This window comes from Novosphingopyxis sp. YJ-S2-01 (assembly GCF_016093175.1).
GTDB classification, from domain to species: domain Bacteria; phylum Pseudomonadota; class Alphaproteobacteria; order Sphingomonadales; family Sphingomonadaceae; genus Novosphingopyxis; species Novosphingopyxis iocasae.
Window position 1 is genome coordinate 663252 of the sequence record NZ_JAEDAI010000001.1, and the last position, 20361, is coordinate 683612.

A 20361-nucleotide genomic window follows, 5' to 3' on the forward strand; every position below is an offset into this window, starting at 1 on the left:
AGGAACCGGCTTTCGTTTGGAAGCCGCGCTGATGGCAACATCAACGAATGGGGTAGAGGAAATGAAACGGATTTGCGCCGCGCTTCTGGCGATCGGGATAGCTGTATCTCCAGCAAAAGCACAGGATCTGGTCTACGAGCCGATCAACCCCAGCTTTGGCGGCAATCCGTTTAATTCGGGACACCTGCTTGGCATTGCCAATGCGCAAAATGATTTCAGGGACCCGAATGCACGCAGCACGTCGTCGCAGGCCGACATTTTTGCGCGTCAATTGCAGTCGCGGTTACTTTCTGCACTCTCCTCGCAGCTCGTCGATGCGATCTTCGGGGATAATCCGCAGGAGCAGGGGACGATCAGTTTTGGAGGACAGACGATCAATTTTTTCCGGTCATTGGACTCTGTCACGATCACAATCCGCAATGACGATACGGGAGAGGAGACGACGATCGTCGTTCCGCTGTTCGTCGAGGTGAACTGAGCAGCGCAGGGGTCAATTGGGGGATTGAGATGCTAAGGGTTGGATCCAAATTACTGATGACGGCGAGCGCGATGGTCGCGTTGGCTTGCACATCGGGGTGTATGTCTTTGGACGAAGACGGGCGGGCGGAGTTCCCGGCCACCACGTCCCTGGCATTCTTCCCGCAGAAAACGCAGACTCAGTTGCTTCTGAACGATCTGCCGCCGCCGCAAAGACCGGTCGCGATCGCGGTCTATGGTTTTACGGACCAAACGGGCCAGTTCAAACCGACCGAAGCGGGGCAGACGCTCTCCCGGGCGGTGACGCAAGGTGCAGGGTCCATGCTCGTCCGGGCGCTGCAGGAAACCGGTGACCGTAAGTGGTTCACGATCGTAGAGCGCGAGCGGCTGGATAATCTGCTGAAAGAGCGCCAGATAATTCGCGAAATGCGCGAGCGTTATCTGGGCGAGACCCAGTTGAACACTCAGGCCCTGCCCGCATTGTTGTTCGCCGGTGTCCTCCTGGAAGGCGGCATTGTGGGATATGACACCAATACCGTGACGGGAGGTGCAGGTGCTGCATTTCTCGGCATTGGCGGGCGAACGGAATATCGCCAGGACACGGTGACGGTTTATCTGCGGGCGGTATCCGTGCGCACCGGAGAGGTTCTGACGACCGTTACCGCCTCGAAAACGATCGCCAGCACCGCCATCGGCGGTAGCGCGTTCAAATTCGTGGCGTTCAAAGAATTGCTGGAAGCGGAGGCCGGCGTGACCACGAACGAGCCCAACCAGATAGCCTTGCAACAGGCGATCGAGAAAGCGGTCTACGGCATCGTCATGGAGGGCGCGGACCTGAAACTTTGGGAATTCGCGGACAGCGAAGCGGCCTGGCCGATGGTTTGGGCCTATCGTCAGGAACGCGACGGCATTTATTCGGCCGGGGACATGCAGCGTGCAGCGGAGCGTGCGCGCAAGACCCCGCCGCTCATCATCAAGGAGGAGAAGAGTATGGGGAAAAGTGAATCCTGAACAATCCGGACGTGGCTCAACAGAAGAAACCGGGCCTAAGCCGAGACAGAAGACCATGCGGTTCGCCTTGAAGCCGCGAATATCAGGATGATCAGGGCAAGGCACGCACCGGAGCGGTAACTCCGATGCGCGCAGGTAGTGAACGTGAGTGAACACAACCCCGTGGTAACCACGGCTCCCCGATGCATGCGCACCGGGGCCTGCTGGTTATCACCTTTGAAAGAAGGAAGACAACCATGAAGAAGTCTTTTTACGCAACCGTATCAGCCGCAGCGCTTCTGATGGGCGCCCCGGCTTTGGCGCAAACCAATAACAGCAGCGATGTCAATCAGATGGGCGCCGACAATGCAGCAACTGTCGATCAGAACGGCTCGAACAACAAGTCCGATGTGGATCAGGACGGCACCGGCACCGCACGTTTCACCACCGGTGACAATGCCGGGCGGTCAAACGTGGCGTCTGTCGATCAGGATGGTGAAAATGGCTATTCCAAGATCGACCAGAGCGGCAATCGGAACGCTGCCACGCTGACGCAGGGTGAAGACAGCAGCGGGATGAACTCCACCATCACGCAGAGCCAGAACCGCAACCAAGCGACCGTCGAACAATATGGCGTCGGCGGCAATGATGAGACCACCGGTTCCGTCGTCACGCAGTCCGGCACCAAAGGCACTGCTTATGTTCTGCAGAACAGCGGCACGCTGGATGCTTACAGCAGTATCGAGCAGACCGGCAGCGATCAGCGCGCCAGCGTGATCCAGAACAGCGGCACGGCTAGTTCCGAAATCACCCAGAATGGCGGCCCGCACAATGCGGCGGTTTATCAGGATGGTTCGAGTACATCGACAATCCTGCAGCAGTCGCGTTTCAACGAAGCAAGCGTCGATCAGCGCGGCGATGACAATATGTCCAAGATTACGCAGACCGGTGTGAACGGTGATATCGGCGATCCCGATAACAATTACACGGATATTGAACTCGATGCAGGGCGCAGCGTGGGCGTAATCCAGAACGGCGATGGCAACAACTCGACGATCGAACAAAGCGGCGACAATCAGATCGCGAGCGTTGGACAAATTGGCGACGACAATACCGCATCCATCAAGCAGGCTGGCAATTTCGCCGACGCCACCATCTCCCAAGAGGGGAATGACAATATGGCAACGGTCGTGCGGCAGGATGCCGACGGGTTCGGTGATGCCACCCCACCCTCGGCTGAGACTGAGCTTGGTCTGAACGCCACCGCCAGCATCACGCAACTGGGTGACGACAACAGCGGAACCGTTACTCAGGAATTAGCGCTGCCAGCCGACGCTATTATCGATCAAAACGGCAACGAGAACGTCGCCGCGATCACCCAGCAATCAGGCGATGCTTTTGCTGAGGTTGAACAGACGGGCGATCAGAACGATAGCAGCATCCTGCAGTCCAATGGCATGAATTCGGCAACGGTGAGCCAGACTGAATCGATGGAAAGCGCAAGCGGCTTTTTCGGTCGTCCGCGAACCGATCAACCGAACCGCCTGAATGACGACGCACCATTTGCTGTTCGTGCAAACTTCTCGAACATCGAACAGACAGGCTCGGGCGGCGCAAGTGCTCAAGTGACGCAAAGCGGGCAGCTCAACCGCTCGGACCTGCGGCAGAGCTCGGAGGGCGGTATGGCTGATGCCACTGTCAAGCAGACCGGCATCTTCAATAATTCCGATCTGGAGCAGACCGCGGGCGCGACGGCCAGCGTGACGCAGGCCGGTGCCTATGGCGACAACGACTCGTTCGTGTCCCAAACTGCCGAAGGTGCCGACGCCACGGTGGTTCAAAACGGTGATGCGACCGTGACCACCTACTTCCCGAGCAACTTCTCGTCGATCGAGCAGGCCGATGCGGCCACTGCCGATGTCCGGCAGGACGGACAGCAGAACGACTCCGTGATCACGCAGGATGCGGGGTCCGCGGGGGCATTGGCAAAGGTCCTTCAGAAGAATGACCTGGCGAGCGCAACGGCAGAGCAGACCAACGAATCGTTCATCACCCAGTCTGCGATGAGCAGCGCCTTCGTGGAGCAGATCGGCAGCGGTAACGAGTCGGAGGTTTTCCAGACCGGTGCCTCTGAAGGCCCGTTCGAGAACGGTATGGCCGCCACTTACGTTCGCCAGCTTGGCACGGACGGGGTCAGCTATGTCAGCCAGTCCGGTGTCGGGAACGAAGCGACGCTGTGGCAGCAGGCAGGCTCCATCTCGGCAGATTCGGACATCACCCAGTCCGGCAACGACAATCTGGCCGAAGTTACCCAGGGCGGTGAAGGCATGGTCTCCGAGATCGAGCAAAGCGGCAACGGCAATAGCGCGTTCGTGACGCAGACCGCTGTCGACAATGCTTATTCGTCGGTCACTCAGAGCGGCAGCGCCAATACCGCCACGGTGAACCAGTAAGGCGTGCGCCCGGCGGGGCGCGACCCCGCCGGGCCCGTCTTCTCAAACCAATATGAGGAGAAATCCTGTGAAAAAATTTCTAACCATCACCGCTTCGGCGATCGCACTATCCATGGCCGGTTCCGCCCTGGCCCAGGAAACCGTAGAGACCGAGCGCCCTGCCCAGTCCGATGCACCGGCAGCTCCGTTGGATGATGCCGACAGTTATTTCGACGGCACTGCGATGACGAGCGGCAACCAGTCCAACATTACCCAATATTCCGACGGAAACGACGCGGATGTCGATCAATCCAATTCAACGGGCGGCAATGGTTATGCCGAAATCGTCCAGGGAACGCCGAGCGGCGGTGCGGGCGGAAATTCCGCCAGTGTCGATCAGAGCGGCAGCGGTGCCAACAATGCGCTGATCGAGCAGAAATCGACCGCGCGCAGCAATGGTTTCTCGCCCGCGGGTGAGCCGACCCGTCCGGCTGGACGCGATACCGCGGATCGCAGCGATCGCGGCGGCGCCGTCCAACTTGCGGTGATCGATCAGACCAACGATGCTGGCAGTTCAGCCGAGGCGAACGACGCCGTCATCCAGCAGGGTGTCTCCGGTGTCGCGGGCTTCGCGAACGAGGCGCAGATCGCGCAGAACGGCAGCGGCAACGAAGCCGTGGTCGTTCAGGGCGGCGGCACCAATCACGAAGACGGCAACATGTTTTCCAATGTCGCACAGACCGGCACGGGAAACATTGCGCAGAGCAAACAGGGTGAGGCCGACTATTCAAACATCGAACAGTCCGGTGATGGCAATGAGGCCTATGTCGATCAGGGCGATCTTTTTGGCGTGCTCGGTCGGACCAGCGACGTGTCGCAGAACGGAACCGGGAATATGGCCTCGGTTCAGCAGAATGCCAGGGACGCGATGAGCTCTGTGTTGCAGGGCCTGGATGACGCCGATTCAGCCGGCAATGACGCGGTCGTGATCCAGGATGCCAATGCGGTCTCGGTGATCGAGCAGAACGGCACGGGCAATATGGCACAGACCGAGCAGTCGGGAGCGCTGGCCAGTGCCTATGTCGATCAGATCGGCAGCGGTAATGACAGCTTCATTCGCCAGACGGCCGATTCCACTGCCACTGCCAATCAATATGGTAGCAGCGGTGTGTCCGACATCCTGCAGAGCGGCGAAGGCAACAGCGCAACGCTGACCCAAACCGTAGGCTCAAGTCTTGAACGATCGCTGATCGAACAGAACGGCACCAACGGCGTGGTTGAAGTTACCCAGCGCGGCACGGACAATTATTCCGAGGTTTTCCAGCTTGCAGGAGACATGAACTCCGCCATCGTCGGGCAGGGCGGTTCTGGAAATTATTCCACGGTAACTCAGGATGGATCGAACAACAGCGCGTCGGTCTCTCAGAACGTGTCCGCACCCATGGGCCTTCCCGTCGCACAATAGCACCGAAAGCCGGGTCCGGAGGGTTGCGACGCTCCGGACCCGTCATCTGAAGTTTCCTCCAGCAGGAAGAAAGTTGGTCATGCTCACCAAAACCCTAACCCTTGCGGCCGCGCTGACCCTCGCAGTCGCTGGTGGGCATGGCCATCTCCATGCCAAGAACGGCAAGACCCCGCCGGGCAACCCTTGCGGTGGCGGGCCGAGCAAGGGCACCGGCAACCCTTGCAACGGCAATAGCGGTAACGCTGGCCAGAACGGCAATGCCGGCGATCGCGGTGCGGCGCCCCAGTTCGTCGTCATCCCGCGGCCGGATGGCGAAAACCGCGGGGCCTATATCGCGCAGATCGGAACCACCCACCAGGCGCGGATCGATCAGCAAAACAACCGCCAATATGCCCGGATCGAACAGAGTGGGACGCAAAACCGTGCCAATGTCGATCAACGCGGCGTCGGAGAACATTTCACCGAACTGGTTCAGCAAGGCGACGAGAACGATTTCGAACTTCGCCAGGAAGGCGCGGGTGCGAATGTTCTCTATGCTTCGCAACAGGGTGATCAGAACCGTATCGATGCAGTGCAATCACAGACTGGCGCGATCTATAATGCCGCGATCGTCAGTCAAAAAGGCAATCGGAACGACTTGGCCTTGGCACAGGATGGCGCCGATAATCAGGCTACTTTGGTGCAGCAAGGCGACGACAACATCATGAGTGCAACGCAGATCGGCGATGGAAACCGACTTAACTGGTTGCAAGATGGTTCAAATTTGTCAGATCTTATGATACATCAAAGTGGCGGTGCGGCGATGCAGGTCACCCAAACCAATAGCGGTCGATGAAGGGGTTTTCGAACCATGAGTTGGCGTTTGGCTTTTCTTTTTCCATTATCCTTTTCTTCGCCGCAAGAAATTCAGGTCGAACAACTTTCGGCTGGCGATAGTGGCTCGACCGACGTTCAGCAGGCGGAGGGGGCCGCGCAACATGACCGCGGGAGCCGCGCCGACCAGATCACGCGCAACAGCCAATCCTCAGCGGCGGCACCGCAGCTTCCCTTGGACGAGACAGAAGGGCCGCAGGTCCTACAGCTCGCTGAGCGCAGCGACTCGACCGCGCGGGACAATTCGATATCGTCTAGGCAATCCGGGCGTACCGCGCGCACCGAGGTACCGTCCGGCTCCGATCGCTGCGATCATCATGTGCAGAGCACTCGCCCGGCTGTCTGCGCCGCAGTAATCGAGACCCGGGCGGCCGAGTTCCGCCAGCCAGAACCTCCTGCGCTATCGCCAGAAGAGCGGTTGCTCGCGGAGCGCAGCGATCTCGCACGTGGTCGCAGTCCGCTCGATGTAGCGCGCAGCGTTGAGGCGTTGCGGTCAGACGACAAGGACAGCCAGGTGCTAGCCTCGCTCGTCCTCGCGCGTCCCGATCCAACGCCCCAGCCGCAGCCGGAAGAGCCCGAGTTCGGGGCGGGCACGCAGGCGCTGATCGACGCAATCGTGAGCAGCTTCGCAGGTCCCGGAGCGGTGCCGCAATGACGCCGCTCCTTCTCCTCCTGACGGGCGCTCCCGCGCTCGCCTTTTCGCCGGAGACAGCCGCCATGACCGAGAAGGACAGTCATGCCATACGCATGGAAACCGAGCCTGCTGACGGCACCGTTGGCATCACGCTGATCGGCAACGCATCGCATCGCGTGACAGTGGAATATGAGCTGGAGGTCAGCGGAAGCTCGCGCACACGCCACCACGGAAAATCGACGCTCGCTGCGGGCGAACGCGGTGTTCTTTCGCGCGTCATGCTTTCGACCGGCGATGGCAACTGGTGCGCACGTCTTGAAGTGCGCCAATCTGACGGCGTGACCTATCAAGAGCGCGCCGGGCCATGCGCATGACGCACTGACGGCAATTCACGCACATTATCAGGGAATTATATCGCGGTAACAGGGGCCTGCGTTTGAGTTCATATGAAACCATTGTGAGAAAATGCGGCGAGGTCGCGTGGGGCGATGCCGACTGGCCATCGCTGATTGGCGAGGTATGCCGCTTCGTAGAGGGCGAAAAGGCGCTGCTGCTCGTTTCGGACCGGTTCGGCGTCTATCATCACAGCCTGAGCCATCGTCACAAGAGCGAGGCCACCGAGCGCTATAATAGCGGCTACAATATCGCCGATCCGCGCCTGCCATTTTCGATGACCACCGCGCCTGGCGATGCCCGGACGGGCCAACAATATCTGCGAAACGAGACCTTTAGCGACACCGAATATTTCAATGAGATCACCGTGCGTGCCGACGTGATGGACAGCGTGCACGGTGTGATCTGCGACGGCGAGATAACCGGCCGCGTCGCGCTCAGCGTGCAGAGGGGATTCGGCAGCGATTTCTTTGACACGACCAGCGTGAAGCGCATGCGCGCGGCGCTGCCGTTGCTAGAGCAGGCAGTCATGCTCTCGGCGAAATTGAACCTGAGATCGGGAATGGACGACGGGATGGAAGCTAGCTGCATGATCGATGGGGAGAGCAATGTCCGGTTCTCTCGCAGTGCCGACGCACAGGCCCTTGAAGCGACGGGAATCGGGGCCGTGTCCAATGGCCGTTTGCTAATCCGGCAGAGCGCCATCGCCGATCTGTTCGCGCGCGCCTTTGCGCGGCCGAGGCTCGATAGCCCGGTCCGCTTCCGAATTGCCTCCGAGCCGCCATTCTACTGCAATTTCAGACTGAGCGAAGTGCCCGAGCCGATGCGCTGGATGATGGCAGGTGGCCGCTGCCTGCTCCTCACCTTCGTCACGACACCGGACGTACCCGATGAGCTTACCGAGCAGTTCGCCGCTGCCTACGGTCTTACCGCCCGGGAGCGGCATATCGTCCAGCAGGTTGCCAGCTCCGGCAATTTGCGTGCCTCAGCCGAAGCACTGGAGATCAGCTACGAAACGCTGCGCAGCCACATGAAAAATGTTTATGAGAAGACCAATTTCCGCACGCTCAGCGATGTGATCCAAGCCGTTCGTACCGGAGACCTCAGCAATTTACTCTGACCACGGTGCAATAGAGCCGTCTCGGGTGGGATATAAGCGCGTTGCGCGCATGATGGCGGTCAAGCATGGCTCTGCGTGAGACACTTGCTTCCCGCGATCCAGTTTCTGACTCTACCGCTGCAGCTATTGTAGGCTGATCCGTGCCGTGCCTTCGATGCGCGTTGGCAGGAACAGGCCTTGGCCGGTTGCGGATATGGTGCCGGTCTGGATGCTGTCGATATCGGCCCGGATGGTGAACTGGCCCTCGCGTTTTGCGGCGATGGCGCGCTCCACTTTTTTCAGCAGATCGTTGAAATCGTCCTGGAAGTTCTGTTCCAGCGATGACGCGATAAACTCCGTAATGCCCGGCGCATTGGCAAGATCGAGGATAAGGTCTCCGCCGGTGACGTCGGTAGTACCGCTGATCGACAGATCCTGGAACCGGACAACGCGCGAATTCTGTTTGTTCATCGGTTTGGCCGTGAGCCAGACCGTGCCTTTGGCGGTCTCTCTAGCCTTGCCCTGCGGATGGGCCGCAAAATTGACCCCCACGGCCATGCGTCCGTTTTTCGTGCCGTAGATCGTGACGCGTTTGAAGCTCGCGACAACCGGGCCGATGCCGGGCACATCGATCGGTTGCGCGGCGCGCTTGGTCAGCGCTTTCATCAGCACCGGTTCCAGTTCCTTGTAACTGGCCACCACCGGGATCACAAAGGCGACCCTTCCAGCCTTGTTCTGCATCGGCGTCATGGATGGCAACGGCGTGGGTTCAGGTGCATCCGGCTTGTTGCCGACGAAGCTTTCGGTGACGGCTTCCATGCCTAGGCGCAGGCGCATCGTGCGGCCATCAACGTCATAGCCGCCATAATGCAGCGCCGTCGGCTTGACGCGCAGCCAAACCGGCGGATTCTCACGGTTCAGGGACAAGACCGTAAAAGCGGACGCCCAGCCTTCCTGAACCTTCTGGCGGATACCGAGCTTTCTGAGTTCCTTCGGCAAGTCGCGCTCCAGCCGGGCGATTACCGGCTTCAGCTTGGCATCGGCCTGGCTGGTGAAATCGATGCGCTGACCCAGAATTTCGGCATGGGGCGCATCGGTCCAGTCATATTTCAGATCGACCGTGCCGTGCGGCGTCCAGTTCTTGTCCAGATCCAGGTGGATCACCGCATGCGCCATCGCATCCGCGGTTGCGGTCTCCTGCGCGATAATCCCGCCGATATTCTCTGCGTGGAGAACCGCATGGAGGGGAATTGCGGCGCGGATGGTCTGTCCAGATCCAGAGAGCCGCAGCTTCCCGCGCGTGACCGTTCCGACAATGCGGCACTTGATGCGCGGGGTCTTTACAGTCGCAATGCCCAGATCGATGCCCTTGGATGCGACGCAGGTCTGCCCGGGCTTGTCGATCGACCAGAGTTTGCGCGGAATATCGCGCTCAAGTGCCGCGGTCAGCGAATCGAGCTTGGCGGTTACCGGAACGGCGATCTGCGAAGGGGCGGACTTGACGGTGATCGGTGTGGTTACCCGCGGCGGCGCTTCGTTCTTGGGCGATCCGCTGCACGCGGCGAGCAACGATAGCGAGGCGAGGGCCGGAAGGATAACGCGCACAGGACAGGCTCCGAGAATATTTAGCCGCAAACGGATGAAAACCCGTTTGTTTTCCCGGGCGCGACGCCGGGATGTCCTTTGCATCTCTGGAGGATGGCCGGATCGCAGAGAAGCTCTGTCGGCGGCGATTGCCATAGGGCGGCCGCGCTCAATCGGCGCGCCAGCGCATTACCCGGTAGAGATAAGCCAGGACGATTACGCCGACGATGATGTTGGAGACGGGATTGATCCAGGTCTGGACCAGTTCATAGCGGTCGCCCAGCATATAGCCTCCAAAGGTGAGCAACGCGGTCCATCCCACGGTGCCGATGGTGGAGTAGATGAGAAACCGGCCAAGCGACATTTCGAAAATTCCGGCCGGGACCGAGATGAGCGTGCGGACCGCGGGGACGAGACGACCCAACAGAACCGCCTTCTCGTTATGCTTGTCGAACCAGCGGTTGACCCGTTCGATCTCGCTGGCGTTCAAGGTGAGCAGCCTTCCGTGACGGCTGGCAAACCGTTTGAGCCGATCCTCACCGATCCAGCGCCCGATGACATACCAGAAGAGCGCGCCTGCCACTGAACCGATGCTGCCTGACAGGATGACCAGATAGACGTTCATGTCACCGCGCGCCGCATCAAAGCCGGCGAGCGGCATGATGAGTTCGGACGGGATCGGCGGGAAAACATTTTCCAGCAGCATCAACAATGCAATGCCGACATAGCCGAGCTGATCGAGGAGATGCGTAATCCATTCGAACATCGCTCTTTTCCCTTTGGAGCTGCAGGCCAAGCGCAATGGATTGAAATGTTCCGGCGCGATGAACGATCCGTCTGGGCACGCCGGGCAGCGCCGAATGAGACGCTCGCAGATTGCTCTCTCAACATTTTGAGTACGGCGATCAGCCGAGGAGCTTTACGATTTGCTGCACTGCCAGCACGACGAAGAGAATGGCAGAGCCCGCCAGGGTTATGTTGGCAATGACGCCATTGCGCGCTTCGGCGGGCAGTCGCTCCGAATTGTTGAGCATCAGCAGCGTCACCGCCAGGAACGGCATGAACAGCGCGCCGAACGCGCCGTAGATGATGACGAGCAGGAAGGGCCTGTCCGCGAACAGCAGCAGCATTGGCGGGAAAGTGAGCCAGGCGAGGTAGAAGCGATAGGCACCGCTGCCCTCATGCCCGCCCTCGTTGCGGCCTTTCAGCTGATACCACCAATCGGAAAAGAACAGGCTCATGCCCTGCCAAACGCCGAGGAGCGAGGAGACGGACGTGGCGGCAAAGCCTATGAGGAAAAGCATTGCGATGGTCCGTCCGAAGCGCTCCTCCAATACGCCGGAGAGGCCGAGCAGGCCCTGATCGCTATCCTGTAGCGCGATGCCGGCGGAATAAAGAAGCTCCGCGCCGACGATCAGCATCGCGATCACAAAAATGCCCGTGACGATATATGCGACCGAATTGTCGACGCGCATCATCGGCAGCCACGGCGTGCCGCGCCATCCCTTCGCTTGTGTCCAGTATCCGTAAGCGGCGGTGGTGATTGTGCCGCCGACGCCGCCGATCAGGCCTAGTGTGTAGAAGAGCGAGTCCTCGGGCAACGAGAACGCCATGCCGCGGGCCAGATCGGGCAGAGAGGGGGCAACCAGTATGGCAAGGCCAACCATGATGACAAACATCGTGCCGACCAGCGCTTTCATCACCACTTCGAATGTCTCGTACTTGTTGAACCAGACGAACACGAAACCGAAGATGCCGGCAATAATTGCCCATGCGCGTAGCGATAGACCTGGGAAGAGCGCGGTAAGGGGCAGCGCCGTCGCGCTCATCGCGGTGGCGCCGTAGATGAAGCCCCAGATGATGACGTAGATGCCGAAATACCAGCTGGTCCATCGGCCGAGCGATCGCCAGCCGGCCAAGATGGTGGAGCCGGTAGCGAGATGATAGCGGGCCGAACCTTCGGACAAGGCAATCTTGACGATGCAGCCGACCACCGCGGCCCAGAGAAGCGCATAGCCGAACCTCGATCCGGCGATCAGCGTGGCGACGAGATCGCCTGCGCCCACCCCCGTCGCCGCCACGACGATACCGGGGCCCAGATGCCGCCACATCTTTGAACGTGGCGGCGGGGCCTTCCGGGCATCGGGGCCCTCGGCATCGGCGGCGCGATCGTCCTCCGCCTTCTTGTGGGTGTCCTTCATCCTGCCCCCTGTCGCCGTCCAACTGCTACAATCTCGCTGCGCCGGTATAGTGGCGAAAACGGCGGCTGTGCGGCTATTTTTCCGGAACGGCCAGATCGGGGTCCTGATCGATACGGGGCAGCTCGCCCGACGTGGCAGCCTGGAACTGGGCGAGGTCGAAATTCCCCTCCCAGCGGCTGACGACGATGGTGGCAACCGCGTTGCCGATGAAATTGGTCAGGCTGCGGCATTCGGACATGAACCGATCGATCCCCAGGATCAGCGCCATGCCCGCCACCGGGACGCTCGGCACGATGGAGAGGGTGGCGGCCAAGGTGATGAACCCGGCGCCCGTGACACCCGCTGCGCCTTTCGACGAAATCATGGCGACCGAAAGCAGTGCGATCTGCTCGCCCAGCGTCAGCTCGATACCTGTCGCTTGCGCGATGAACAGTGCGGCGAGCGTCATATAGATGTTGGTGCCGTCCAGATTGAAAGAATAGCCGGTGGGCACGACGAGTCCGACGACTGTCTTGGGGCAACCGGCGCGCTCCATCTTCTCGATCAGCGAGGGAAGGGCACTTTCCGAGCTCGACGTGCCGAGCACCAGCAGCAGCTCCGCCTTCAGATAGGAGATCAGCCGGAAGATCGAGAACCCGCAGAGCCGCGCGACGATGCCGAGCACGCCCAGAACGAACACCAAGGCGGTGAGGTAAAAGGTCGCTACCAGCTCGGCGAGATTGGCCAGCGTACCGATGCCATAGGCACCGATGGTGAAGGCGATCGCACCGAACGCGCCGATGGGGGCTGCGCGCATGATCAGCGATACGAACTTGAAGACGATCGTGGAAATATCTTCCAGCACGCTCAGGATGCGGTCACCGCGCTCACCCACAAGCGCTAGGCTGATGCCGAACAGCACCGAAACGAACAGCACCTGAAGGATCGAGCCGCTAGTGAGCGCGGACACCATCGTGTCGGGGATGATGCCGAGCAGGAAGCCGCTGATCGAGTTTTCATGCGCTTTAGCGGCGTAATCGGCGACGGCGCTGGAATCGAGCGTGGCCGGATCGATGTTCAGTCCCGCGCCGGGCTGCACGACATTGCCGATGATCATGCCGATAATCAGCGCCAGCGTGGAGAAGAAGATGAAATAGGCAAAGGCCTTGCCCGCGACGCGGCCGATCTTCGCCAGATCGCGCATCCCGGCGATACCGATGACGATGGTGAGGAAAATCACCGGCGCGATGATCATCTTGACGAGCTTGATGAAAGCATCGCCAAGCGGCTTCATCGCCTCGCCCGTCTGCGGCGCGAAATGCCCAAGCAGGACGCCCGCGATGATCGCGATAAGCACCTGTGCGTAGAGATGTTGCCACCAAGCGCGCGATTTCGGCGGCATGGCGGGTTCGGCGGAATGCTGAACGTGGCGCATGATCATTTCCTCTCCCAAGGTCCCTGCCGAACGGCTGTCCTTTATCCGCAGATGCGTGGAGCGGACACGGGCAGAAGTCCATCATGCCGAATCCGGGTTGCTCCAGGATTCCCATGGTAAACTTTCGGGGAAATGTCAGGCCATTGCTGAAAATGGTTCGCGAAGGCCCCGCGCCGTCCGCGCATTTCCTGTTGGCAAGAGCAACACGCGCGCTGCGTTATCAGCTAATGTCAAAACAGTCCGTCGTCCTCATCATCGTCGTCATCGCCGAATAGACCGAGATCGTCCGCGTCCAAATCGTCGACAACCGGTTCTGGTATGGGAGAGAAAGCGCGGTGGATGTCGCGTTCCTGGGCCATCGAATAGAGTTTGGCGATCTGCGGCAAGAGGACTGCAAGATGGTCCAGAGCCGCTTCGCACGGTTCCGGTGCCCCCCGCGCCAAAGCCGAGAGGCCGTCGCCCGCGCTTAACATCGCTTCTTCCAGCGCCAGTTCATCGGCGAGGTCAGTTCCGGTGCGGTTGAGCAGTTCGATCAGATGGCTGGCATCCGCCCGGCCCTGTTCGAGGCCGGCGTCGTTGGTGCTGCATCCTTTTTGCACAATCTCCAACGCGCCGCCAAGACCGCCATCGTCCAGATCCCGGGGGCGCTCTTCCTGGATCGAAGAGCTTTCCGAGGACAGACGCCTGATCGTATGGATCGTTTCGTCGAGTTCCTCGCCCAGCTGGTTGCACAGCACATCGATTTCCTTGGCAACCACCAGCACCGCGCGGCCCGTGTCGCCTGACCGGCGGCAGAGGAGGGAGGTATTCATGGCTATGTTGCGAAGATCGACCCGTAGCCAGTGAAGCACCTGCAGCTTCGCATCGAGCCCCGCCAGCGTGGACGCCACCATTTCGACAAGCCGCCCCGATTGCTCCTCGGTGGTTTGCAGGCGGTCCGTCAGATCGTCCATCTGAATGATGCTGCGCTCGACTTCCTGCAAGATCTGCGGACCGTTCGATCCGCCGTCCGTCTCAATGACGGAGAGAAGGCGCGTGGTGTGCGGCCCGATGTCCTGCAAGGATCGCAGAAGCGTATTCGCGCCGGCTGAGAAGTCCTCGGCGGCGCCGACAAGCTGTCCTGCGAGAATCGCGTAGATGCTCGATCGAACCGCCTGCTCCACTTCCGGTGCTGGCGCGGCATCCGCGGACCAGCCATCCAGAATTTCCAGCGTCTCGACCACATGTTCCACCCGCTGGCGGGTGCTGTCGCCAACCTGCAGAGCCCCCAGGACGGTGGCCACCTCTCGCTGGATATCGCCGGCAATGGAGAAGATATCGCGCGCCAGTTCGCTCATCGATTGCATGTGCTGTTGAAGCGAGGCGGCGTCGGCGGCAAGCTGCTGCGGTACGGCGGGGACAACACGCTCGCATTCCCGGCGCAGCGGGTCGATGGCGCTGCCTGCCTCTTTCAGATCAGGGGCAAGCCGGTCCAGCATGGCGCCGATGCCGTCCAGCTCAACCAGCCCGCCGTCCAGGCGCAGATTGAGGTCGTCGACGAACTTGATGAAGCCTTCGCCTCCGCCAGCGGCGATCTTGATGTTGAGCCCATAGATGCGAAGGACATCCAGGAGCCTGCGCATTTCGACGAGGTGCTTTTCCAGCGTCTCCGAATGCGATCGCGCCGCATCCAGAGTGAGTTCCCTGGCCTGAAGCGTGTCGGGCAGGCTGCCGAGCCTTTCGGCCATGTCCGTCAAGGTTGCGATCGCATCGCGCGCGGAGGTATCGTCGAGGGCGGAGCTGATGTCCTTCAGCACCGCCATGAGGCGGTCGATTGTCTCGATCGCGGTCATCAGCATGGTGCCGGCCTCGACAAACCGCCGATCCATTCCGGCGGCTAGGCTGGAGAGACCGGCGGCGATACTACGGCTGTCCTGACCGGCGCCGGCGGGGGGCGAACCCGCAGCGCCGTCCGTCGCGAGCGGCCCACCGTTCTGCGTATCGAGCGCTTCGGCAAGCTCTGCGGACAGATCGGAGAAGTGCATGCTCATCGTTGGGATGCTCGCAGTAATTCGTTAGCAATTTGCCCCAAGGGCAGAATGCGGTCTGTCGCACCGCGCGCGATCGCTTCCTTGGGCATGCCGAAGACGATCGAGGTCGCCTCGTCCTGCGCCATGGTGCGTGCGCCCGCCTCCTTCATTTCCAGAAGCCCGCGCGCGCCGTCGTCGCCCATGCCGGTCATGATGATCCCCACCGCGTTCGACCCGGCGGTGCGCGCGGCAGAGCGGAACAGCACATCGACCGATGGCCGGTGGCGCGACACCAGCGGCCCTTCGCGGACCGAGACATAATAGCGCGCGCCCTGCCGCTCCAGCATGGTGTGGCGCAGACCGCCGGGCGCGATCAGCACATGACCACGCATCACGGTATCCCCGTTTTCGGCCTCCTTCACATCAACCTTGCACAGGCCGTTGAGCCGTTTGGCAAAGGCTTTGGTGAAGCTTTCGGGCATGTGCTGGACCACCACGATACCGGGCGAATTGGCCGGCAGCGCCTCCAGCACTTCGCGCAGCGCTTCGGTGCCGCCGGTGGAGGCGCCGATGCACACCACCATTTCGGTGGTGCGGCGCATGGCGCCGGCGCCCGGCGGCGGCATCATCGCATCGGCGGTAAGCCTTTGCTGCGGCCCCTCTTCCTTCCGGGCGGCGGACCGCTTGCCGAGACGCGCCTGCGCCGCGCCCTTCACTGTTTCGCGAATGCGCATATGCGCCTCGTTCAGATGATCGGCGACGCCCATGCGCGGCTTCAGGATCACATCGACCGCCCCGGCCTCCATCGCCTGGAGCAGCGTTTCGGACCCTTCTTCCACCAGGGAGGAGCACATCACAACGGGCACCGGGCACTGGCTCATCAATTTGCGCAGGAAGGTGATACCGTCCATGCGCGGCATCTCGACGTCGAGCGTGACCACATCGGGCATTTCGGCCTGGATATAGCGCGCCGCAGCGAAGGGATCGGACGCCGCAGCGATCACTTCGATCTCCGGGTCCGCCGAAAGAATGGCGGTCATCGCCTGCCGGACGCTGGCGGAATCGTCGATAACGAGGACGCGGATGGTTTTCTTCGGCATCATCCTAGTCCTTCTGGAAGATGGTGTGGCCCACCTGGCGAAGCGGCAGGTTCATGTCGGTGATGGTTTCCGAATGGCCCAGCATGATCCAGCCGCCCGGCTTCAGATTACTGCACAGCCGGCCGATTACCGCCTCCTGCGTCGGCCGATCGAAATAGATCAGGACGTTGCGGCACATGATGATGTCCATCGGGCTGCCGACCGGATAGCGCGGATCCATGAAATTGAGCTGCGCATAGCCGACCGCCGAGCGCAGGGCGGGGACGATGCGGACATTCTCGCTGGCGGGGTCGATCGGTTCCATCACATAGCGCTTGCGCAGAACCGGCGGCACCGGTTCCAGCTGCGTGCGGGGATAGATGCCGCGCCGGGCCACATCGAGCACTTCGCTGTCGAGATCGGTGGCCAGAATGCCATATTCCGGGCCGCCGTGCCGCTGCGCGAAATCGTCGAACAGCATGGCCATGGTATAGGATTCCGCGCCCGTCGAGCAGCCCGCGCTCCAGGCCCTGAGCCGGCGCGTGCCTGCCGCCTTGATCGCGGGCAGGATAGTGCTCTCCATATAGTCGAAATGCTTGGGCTCACGGAAGAAATCGGTCTTGTTGGTGGTGACCGCGTTCAGCAGATGCTCCGTCTCGTCCTCACCGAAATCGCCGTCGAACAGCGCCTCGCAATATTCATCGAGATCGGCCGTGCCGGTGGCTCGCACGCGCCTGCGCAAGCGCCCTTCGAGCATGGTTCGCTTGGTCAGTGGTATCTTGATCCCCGAAAGTTCGTGGATGTGGGCTGCAAGCCGCGCGAAGTTGCGCTGGGATATGTGGTCTTCGGTAATCGGGGAGGCGGCAAGAGCTGCTGAGGCCATGTCACAAAATCCGGAAGGGGCTGACGGCGGCCCGGAAGGGCCGCCGGCTCGAAGACGATCGAGAAAATGCGCCGGAGCGTAAAAGCCGCTCAGGCCGCCTGCAGGCCGGGAAGCATTGCCGCTTCCTCGCTGGAAAAGAATGTCGCCAGGTCCACCAAGATGACGAAGCCGTCGTCCTGCCGCACCACGCCGTCGATATAATCGGACCGCCAGCGCATGCCGATATCCGGTGCCGGTTCGATCTGATCCGCCGAGAAGGCGGTGACGTTGAGCACCCGGTCGACAACCAGGCCCAGCGCGACGTTACGGTCGGCAAGGGCCAGGTCCACGATCAGGATGCGCGTGGTAAGTGTCGGTTCCTGCATCGGCAGGCCCATGCGGGTGCGCAGGTCCACAGTCGGTACGCCCGCCCCGCGAACATCGGTAAGGCCCAAGAGCCAATCCGGCCCCTGCGGCACGCGAAATACCGGAGCATAATCCAGTATCTCGCGCACCATGCCGACCGGGACCGCGAAGATCTCGTCCCCCAAGCCGAATGTTACGGCCTGGGTTTCGGTGCCGCCCGTCATGCCGCCTGACCGAAGTCGGCGTCGTCCGCGTCCGGGCCGCCGCTCGAGAGGTCGAGCGCGAAGCCGCGGGCGCGTTCCTGCTGGTCGCCCACGCTGTTCGGCTTGAACTTGGGAGCGGCTTTCTTGGCTTTGGACATGGCGCCTCTGGAGGCCACCTTCTTCGCTTTCGACACATTGACCGACTGGACCGCATCGTCGGCAGCCACCCGGAAGAAGGCGATGGCCGACTGCAGATTCTCGGCGCGGCTCGCCAGTTCCTCGGACGTGTTGGAGATCTGCTCCGACGCCGTGGCGTTTTGCTGGGTCACCGTATCGAGCTGCTGGATCGCTTCGTTGATCTGGCTGGCACCGATGTCCTGCTCGCGGCACGCGGCGCTGATTTCGGTGACCAGCTCGGCGGTACGACGGATATCGGGGACCAGCTTGGTCAGCATGTCGCCGGCCTGCGTGGCGGCGGTGACGGTTTCGGTCGACATCGAGCCGATTTCCGCCGCGGCAGCCTGGCTGCGTTCGGCCAGTTTACGCACTTCGGAAGCAACCACTGCGAAGCCGCGGCCATGTTCGCCCGCCCGCGCCGCTTCGACCGCGGCGTTGAGCGCCAGAAGATCGGTCTGACGTGCGATTTCCTGCACGATCTCGATTTTCTCGACGATGGTGCGCATCGCGCCGACCGCCTTTTCCACCGCGACACCGCTTTCCTGGGCATCGGTAGAGGACTGGCGAGCGATCTTCTCCGTCTGCGCGGCGTTGTCGGCGTTCTGTTTGATGTTCGCAGCCATCTGCTCCATCGAGGCGGATGCCTCTTCGGCGGAAGCGGCCTGTTCGGTCGCACCTTGCGAAACCTGTTCCGCGCTGGCCGACATCTGCTGGCTGCCCGAGGCAACGGCATCGGAAGCCGAAGTGGTGTCGCCGATGACCTTGCGCAGACGCTCGACCATCATCGCCACCGAAGCAAGCACGCTGTCGCGGTCGTTCGGCTTGACGTCGACCTTGACGGTCAGGTCGCCTTCGGCAACCTTACGTACCACGCCGCTTACGAAAGCGGGTTCGCCGCCAAGCTGCTTGAGCACCGAGCGCGTCACCAGAAGGGCGGCACCCACGCCGATCACCAGAGCGATGGCGATCAGGATCATGAAGATCATGCGAGCGCTTTCAAAGATCGCGTCTCCTTCGAGGCTGGCGGCGTCGCCACCCTCGACGTTCATCTTGACCAGTTCGCTCAGTGTATCCTGCAGGGCGTAGAAGTTTTCGCGCGAAGCAATAAGAGCCTGCTCTGCTTCAGCATTCTGACCGGCCGTAGACAATTCGAGAATGCGCGCACTGTCCGCATCATAGGCCTTCGTCTCGACAAGATATCTGTCATAGACAGCGCGCTCTTTGGGAGAAGAAATCAGCTTCTCATATTCCTTCTCTTGCTGATCCAGCTTTGCGTTTGCAGCCTCGAAATTGTCCTGCGCACGCTTCTTACCCTGGGGCGTTTGCGCAAGCACGTTGCTGTATTGCTGGGTACGGACTTCGGCCGTCAAAGTGTTCATGCGGTGGATCGTGTCGATGCTGGGTAACCAGTTTTCGGTGATGACCGTCGATTGATCGTTGATGGAACTCATTTGCGTGATGCCGAGCCAGCCGAGCGCTCCAGTCAGGAGCAGGATGGCCGAAAAGGCAGCCGCCAGCTTCGCTTTTAGTGTCATGTTCATGGCTGTTCACCTGGTTCAAAAAGAATAAGCGGGAAATTTCGAGAAAACTGAAATGCGTTAAGCCGCCGCGGCCATGCCGGAGGGGGGCGACCGCAAGGTGGGCTCGAAGATCGCGGGAAGATCGGGAATGACGATTACGCCGTCACCCCGGCGCGCGAGGCAGCGGACATGCTTGCGGTTCCACCGCATCCCCACCATCGGTGGTTCCTCGCAGGAAGACTCAGCGATGCCGGCGACTTCGAGCACCTTGTCGGCCCGGAAGCCGAGCCAGTGCTGCTCTTCGTCCAGTTCGGTCTCGATCACCACGATCCGGCTGTCGATGGTGGCCTCTGCAGGCTCCATGTCGAAGGCGAGACGCAAGTCGGCGAGCGGGATGATCTTTCCGCGGAAATTGACTACGTCGCTCACCATTGCGGGGGCACCCGGCACCGTGGTGGAGGTGACCACGTCGAGAATTTCGCGCACGATCATCGCCTCCAGCGCGAACACCTCGCCCTGAAGTTCGAAGTGCAGGAATTCCTCGCCATCTTCGGATTTTTCGGATGTTGGATTGGTCGTCATT

General features: G+C 61.1%; 18 protein-coding genes. 8 read left to right on the top strand and 10 right to left on the bottom strand.

Features of this window, described 5'->3' with window-relative positions:
- Nucleotides 1–16 precede the first annotated feature (16 nt).
- The 8 genes from I6A82_RS03195 to I6A82_RS14675 all read left to right on the top strand — a co-directional run bounded on the left by I6A82_RS03195 (nt 17) and on the right by I6A82_RS14675 (nt 8384).
- Nucleotides 17–478, top strand: coding sequence for a curli production assembly/transport component CsgF (locus I6A82_RS03195; protein WP_232343255.1), 462 nt, complete (start codon nt 17–19; stop codon nt 476–478).
- A gap of 101 nt (nt 479–579) precedes the next feature.
- Nucleotides 580–1488 (top strand): CsgG/HfaB family protein, encoded by a 909-nt coding sequence (locus I6A82_RS03200; protein ID WP_232343256.1) that lies wholly within the window; start codon nt 580–582, stop codon nt 1486–1488.
- Nucleotides 1489–1670: 182 nt separating this feature from the next.
- Nucleotides 1671–3920: a hypothetical protein gene (locus I6A82_RS03205; protein ID WP_198093701.1), complete on the top strand. Its 2250-nt coding sequence runs from the start codon at nt 1671–1673 to the stop codon at nt 3918–3920.
- Between the two features lie 67 nt (nt 3921–3987).
- Complete coding sequence (locus I6A82_RS14670) at nt 3988–5364, top strand: hypothetical protein (protein ID WP_198093702.1); 1377 nt, start codon at nt 3988–3990, stop codon at nt 5362–5364.
- Nucleotides 5365–5443: 79 nt separating this feature from the next.
- Nucleotides 5444–6199, top strand: coding sequence for a hypothetical protein (locus tag I6A82_RS03215; RefSeq protein ID WP_198093703.1), 756 nt, complete (start codon nt 5444–5446; stop codon nt 6197–6199).
- Between the two features lie 213 nt (nt 6200–6412).
- Entirely contained in the window at nt 6413–6892 is a 480-nt protein-coding gene (locus I6A82_RS03220) for a hypothetical protein (protein ID WP_198093704.1), read from the top strand.
- A 62-nt stretch (nt 6893–6954) separates the two neighbouring features.
- The gene (gene csgH, locus I6A82_RS03225; RefSeq protein WP_198093705.1) at nt 6955–7245 is read left to right on the top strand and encodes a curli-like amyloid fiber formation chaperone CsgH; all 291 of its coding nucleotides are present in this window, start codon (nt 6955–6957) and stop codon (nt 7243–7245) included.
- Nucleotides 7246–7328: 83 nt separating this feature from the next.
- Nucleotides 7329–8384 carry a helix-turn-helix transcriptional regulator gene (locus tag I6A82_RS14675; protein ID WP_198093706.1) on the top strand — a complete coding sequence of 352 codons (1056 nt, stop codon included), beginning with the start codon at nt 7329–7331 and terminating at the stop codon, nt 8382–8384.
- A 123-nt stretch (nt 8385–8507) separates the two neighbouring features.
- Here the strand turns inward: I6A82_RS14675 and I6A82_RS03235 are convergent, their stop codons facing one another.
- The 10 genes from I6A82_RS03235 to I6A82_RS03280 all read right to left on the bottom strand — a co-directional run bounded on the left by I6A82_RS03235 (nt 8508) and on the right by I6A82_RS03280 (nt 20360).
- The gene (locus I6A82_RS03235) at nt 8508–9968 is read right to left on the bottom strand and encodes a DUF4403 family protein (RefSeq protein ID WP_332310925.1); all 1461 of its coding nucleotides are present in this window, start codon (nt 9966–9968) and stop codon (nt 8508–8510) included.
- Between the two features lie 148 nt (nt 9969–10116).
- Nucleotides 10117–10713, bottom strand: coding sequence for a DedA family protein (locus I6A82_RS03240; RefSeq protein ID WP_198093708.1), 597 nt, complete (start codon nt 10711–10713; stop codon nt 10117–10119).
- A 139-nt stretch (nt 10714–10852) separates the two neighbouring features.
- A complete protein-coding gene (locus tag I6A82_RS03245) occupies nt 10853–12148 on the bottom strand; it encodes an Nramp family divalent metal transporter (protein WP_198093709.1) in 1296 nt (431 codons plus the stop codon).
- Between the two features lie 73 nt (nt 12149–12221).
- Nucleotides 12222–13562 (bottom strand): dicarboxylate/amino acid:cation symporter, encoded by a 1341-nt coding sequence (locus I6A82_RS03250; RefSeq protein WP_269750366.1) that lies wholly within the window; start codon nt 13560–13562, stop codon nt 12222–12224.
- A 230-nt stretch (nt 13563–13792) separates the two neighbouring features.
- On the bottom strand, nt 13793–15592 hold the full coding sequence (locus I6A82_RS03255) for a hypothetical protein (RefSeq protein WP_198093710.1): 1800 nt from the start codon (nt 15590–15592) through the stop codon (nt 13793–13795).
- The gene (locus I6A82_RS03260; RefSeq protein ID WP_198093711.1) at nt 15589–16671 is read right to left on the bottom strand and encodes a protein-glutamate methylesterase/protein-glutamine glutaminase; all 1083 of its coding nucleotides are present in this window, start codon (nt 16669–16671) and stop codon (nt 15589–15591) included. Before I6A82_RS03260 ends, I6A82_RS03255 begins: the two co-directional genes overlap by 4 nt.
- A gap of 4 nt (nt 16672–16675) precedes the next feature.
- Entirely contained in the window at nt 16676–17533 is an 858-nt protein-coding gene (locus tag I6A82_RS03265) for a CheR family methyltransferase (protein ID WP_198093712.1), read from the bottom strand.
- 89 nt (nt 17534–17622) lie between these two features.
- On the bottom strand, nt 17623–18102 hold the full coding sequence (locus I6A82_RS03270; RefSeq protein ID WP_198093713.1) for a chemotaxis protein CheW: 480 nt from the start codon (nt 18100–18102) through the stop codon (nt 17623–17625).
- Entirely contained in the window at nt 18099–19799 is a 1701-nt protein-coding gene (locus I6A82_RS03275; RefSeq protein WP_198093714.1) for a methyl-accepting chemotaxis protein, read from the bottom strand. The genes I6A82_RS03270 and I6A82_RS03275 overlap by 4 nt, the downstream gene beginning before the upstream one ends.
- A 57-nt stretch (nt 19800–19856) precedes the next feature.
- Nucleotides 19857–20360 carry a chemotaxis protein CheW gene (locus I6A82_RS03280; protein WP_198093715.1) on the bottom strand — a complete coding sequence of 168 codons (504 nt, stop codon included), beginning with the start codon at nt 20358–20360 and terminating at the stop codon, nt 19857–19859.
- Nucleotide 20361 lies beyond the last annotated feature (1 nt).

Excerpts from the sequence above, each read along its gene's own strand:
- I6A82_RS03200 (WP_232343256.1), top strand. The coding sequence starts at position 580 with ATGTCTTTGGACGAAGACGGGCGGGCGGAGTTCCCGGCCACCACGTCC.
- I6A82_RS03205 (WP_198093701.1), top strand. The coding sequence starts at position 1,671 with ATGCATGCGCACCGGGGCCTGCTGGTTATCACCTTTGAAAGAAGGAAG.
- I6A82_RS03215 (WP_198093703.1), top strand. The coding sequence starts at position 5,444 with ATGCTCACCAAAACCCTAACCCTTGCGGCCGCGCTGACCCTCGCAGTC.
- csgH (WP_198093705.1), top strand. The coding sequence starts at position 6,955 with ATGACCGAGAAGGACAGTCATGCCATACGCATGGAAACCGAGCCTGCT.
- I6A82_RS03240 (WP_198093708.1), bottom strand. The coding sequence starts at position 10,713 with ATGTTCGAATGGATTACGCATCTCCTCGATCAGCTCGGCTATGTCGGC.
- I6A82_RS03245 (WP_198093709.1), bottom strand. The coding sequence starts at position 12,148 with ATGAAGGACACCCACAAGAAGGCGGAGGACGATCGCGCCGCCGATGCC.
- I6A82_RS03250 (WP_269750366.1), bottom strand. The coding sequence starts at position 13,562 with ATGCGCCACGTTCAGCATTCCGCCGAACCCGCCATGCCGCCGAAATCG.
- I6A82_RS03255 (WP_198093710.1), bottom strand. The coding sequence starts at position 15,592 with ATGAGCATGCACTTCTCCGATCTGTCCGCAGAGCTTGCCGAAGCGCTC.
- I6A82_RS03260 (WP_198093711.1), bottom strand. The coding sequence starts at position 16,671 with ATGCCGAAGAAAACCATCCGCGTCCTCGTTATCGACGATTCCGCCAGC.
- I6A82_RS03265 (WP_198093712.1), bottom strand. The coding sequence starts at position 17,533 with ATGGCCTCAGCAGCTCTTGCCGCCTCCCCGATTACCGAAGACCACATA.
- I6A82_RS03270 (WP_198093713.1), bottom strand. The coding sequence starts at position 18,102 with ATGACGGGCGGCACCGAAACCCAGGCCGTAACATTCGGCTTGGGGGAC.
- I6A82_RS03275 (WP_198093714.1), bottom strand. The coding sequence starts at position 19,799 with ATGAACATGACACTAAAAGCGAAGCTGGCGGCTGCCTTTTCGGCCATC.
- I6A82_RS03280 (WP_198093715.1), bottom strand. The coding sequence starts at position 20,360 with ATGACGACCAATCCAACATCCGAAAAATCCGAAGATGGCGAGGAATTC.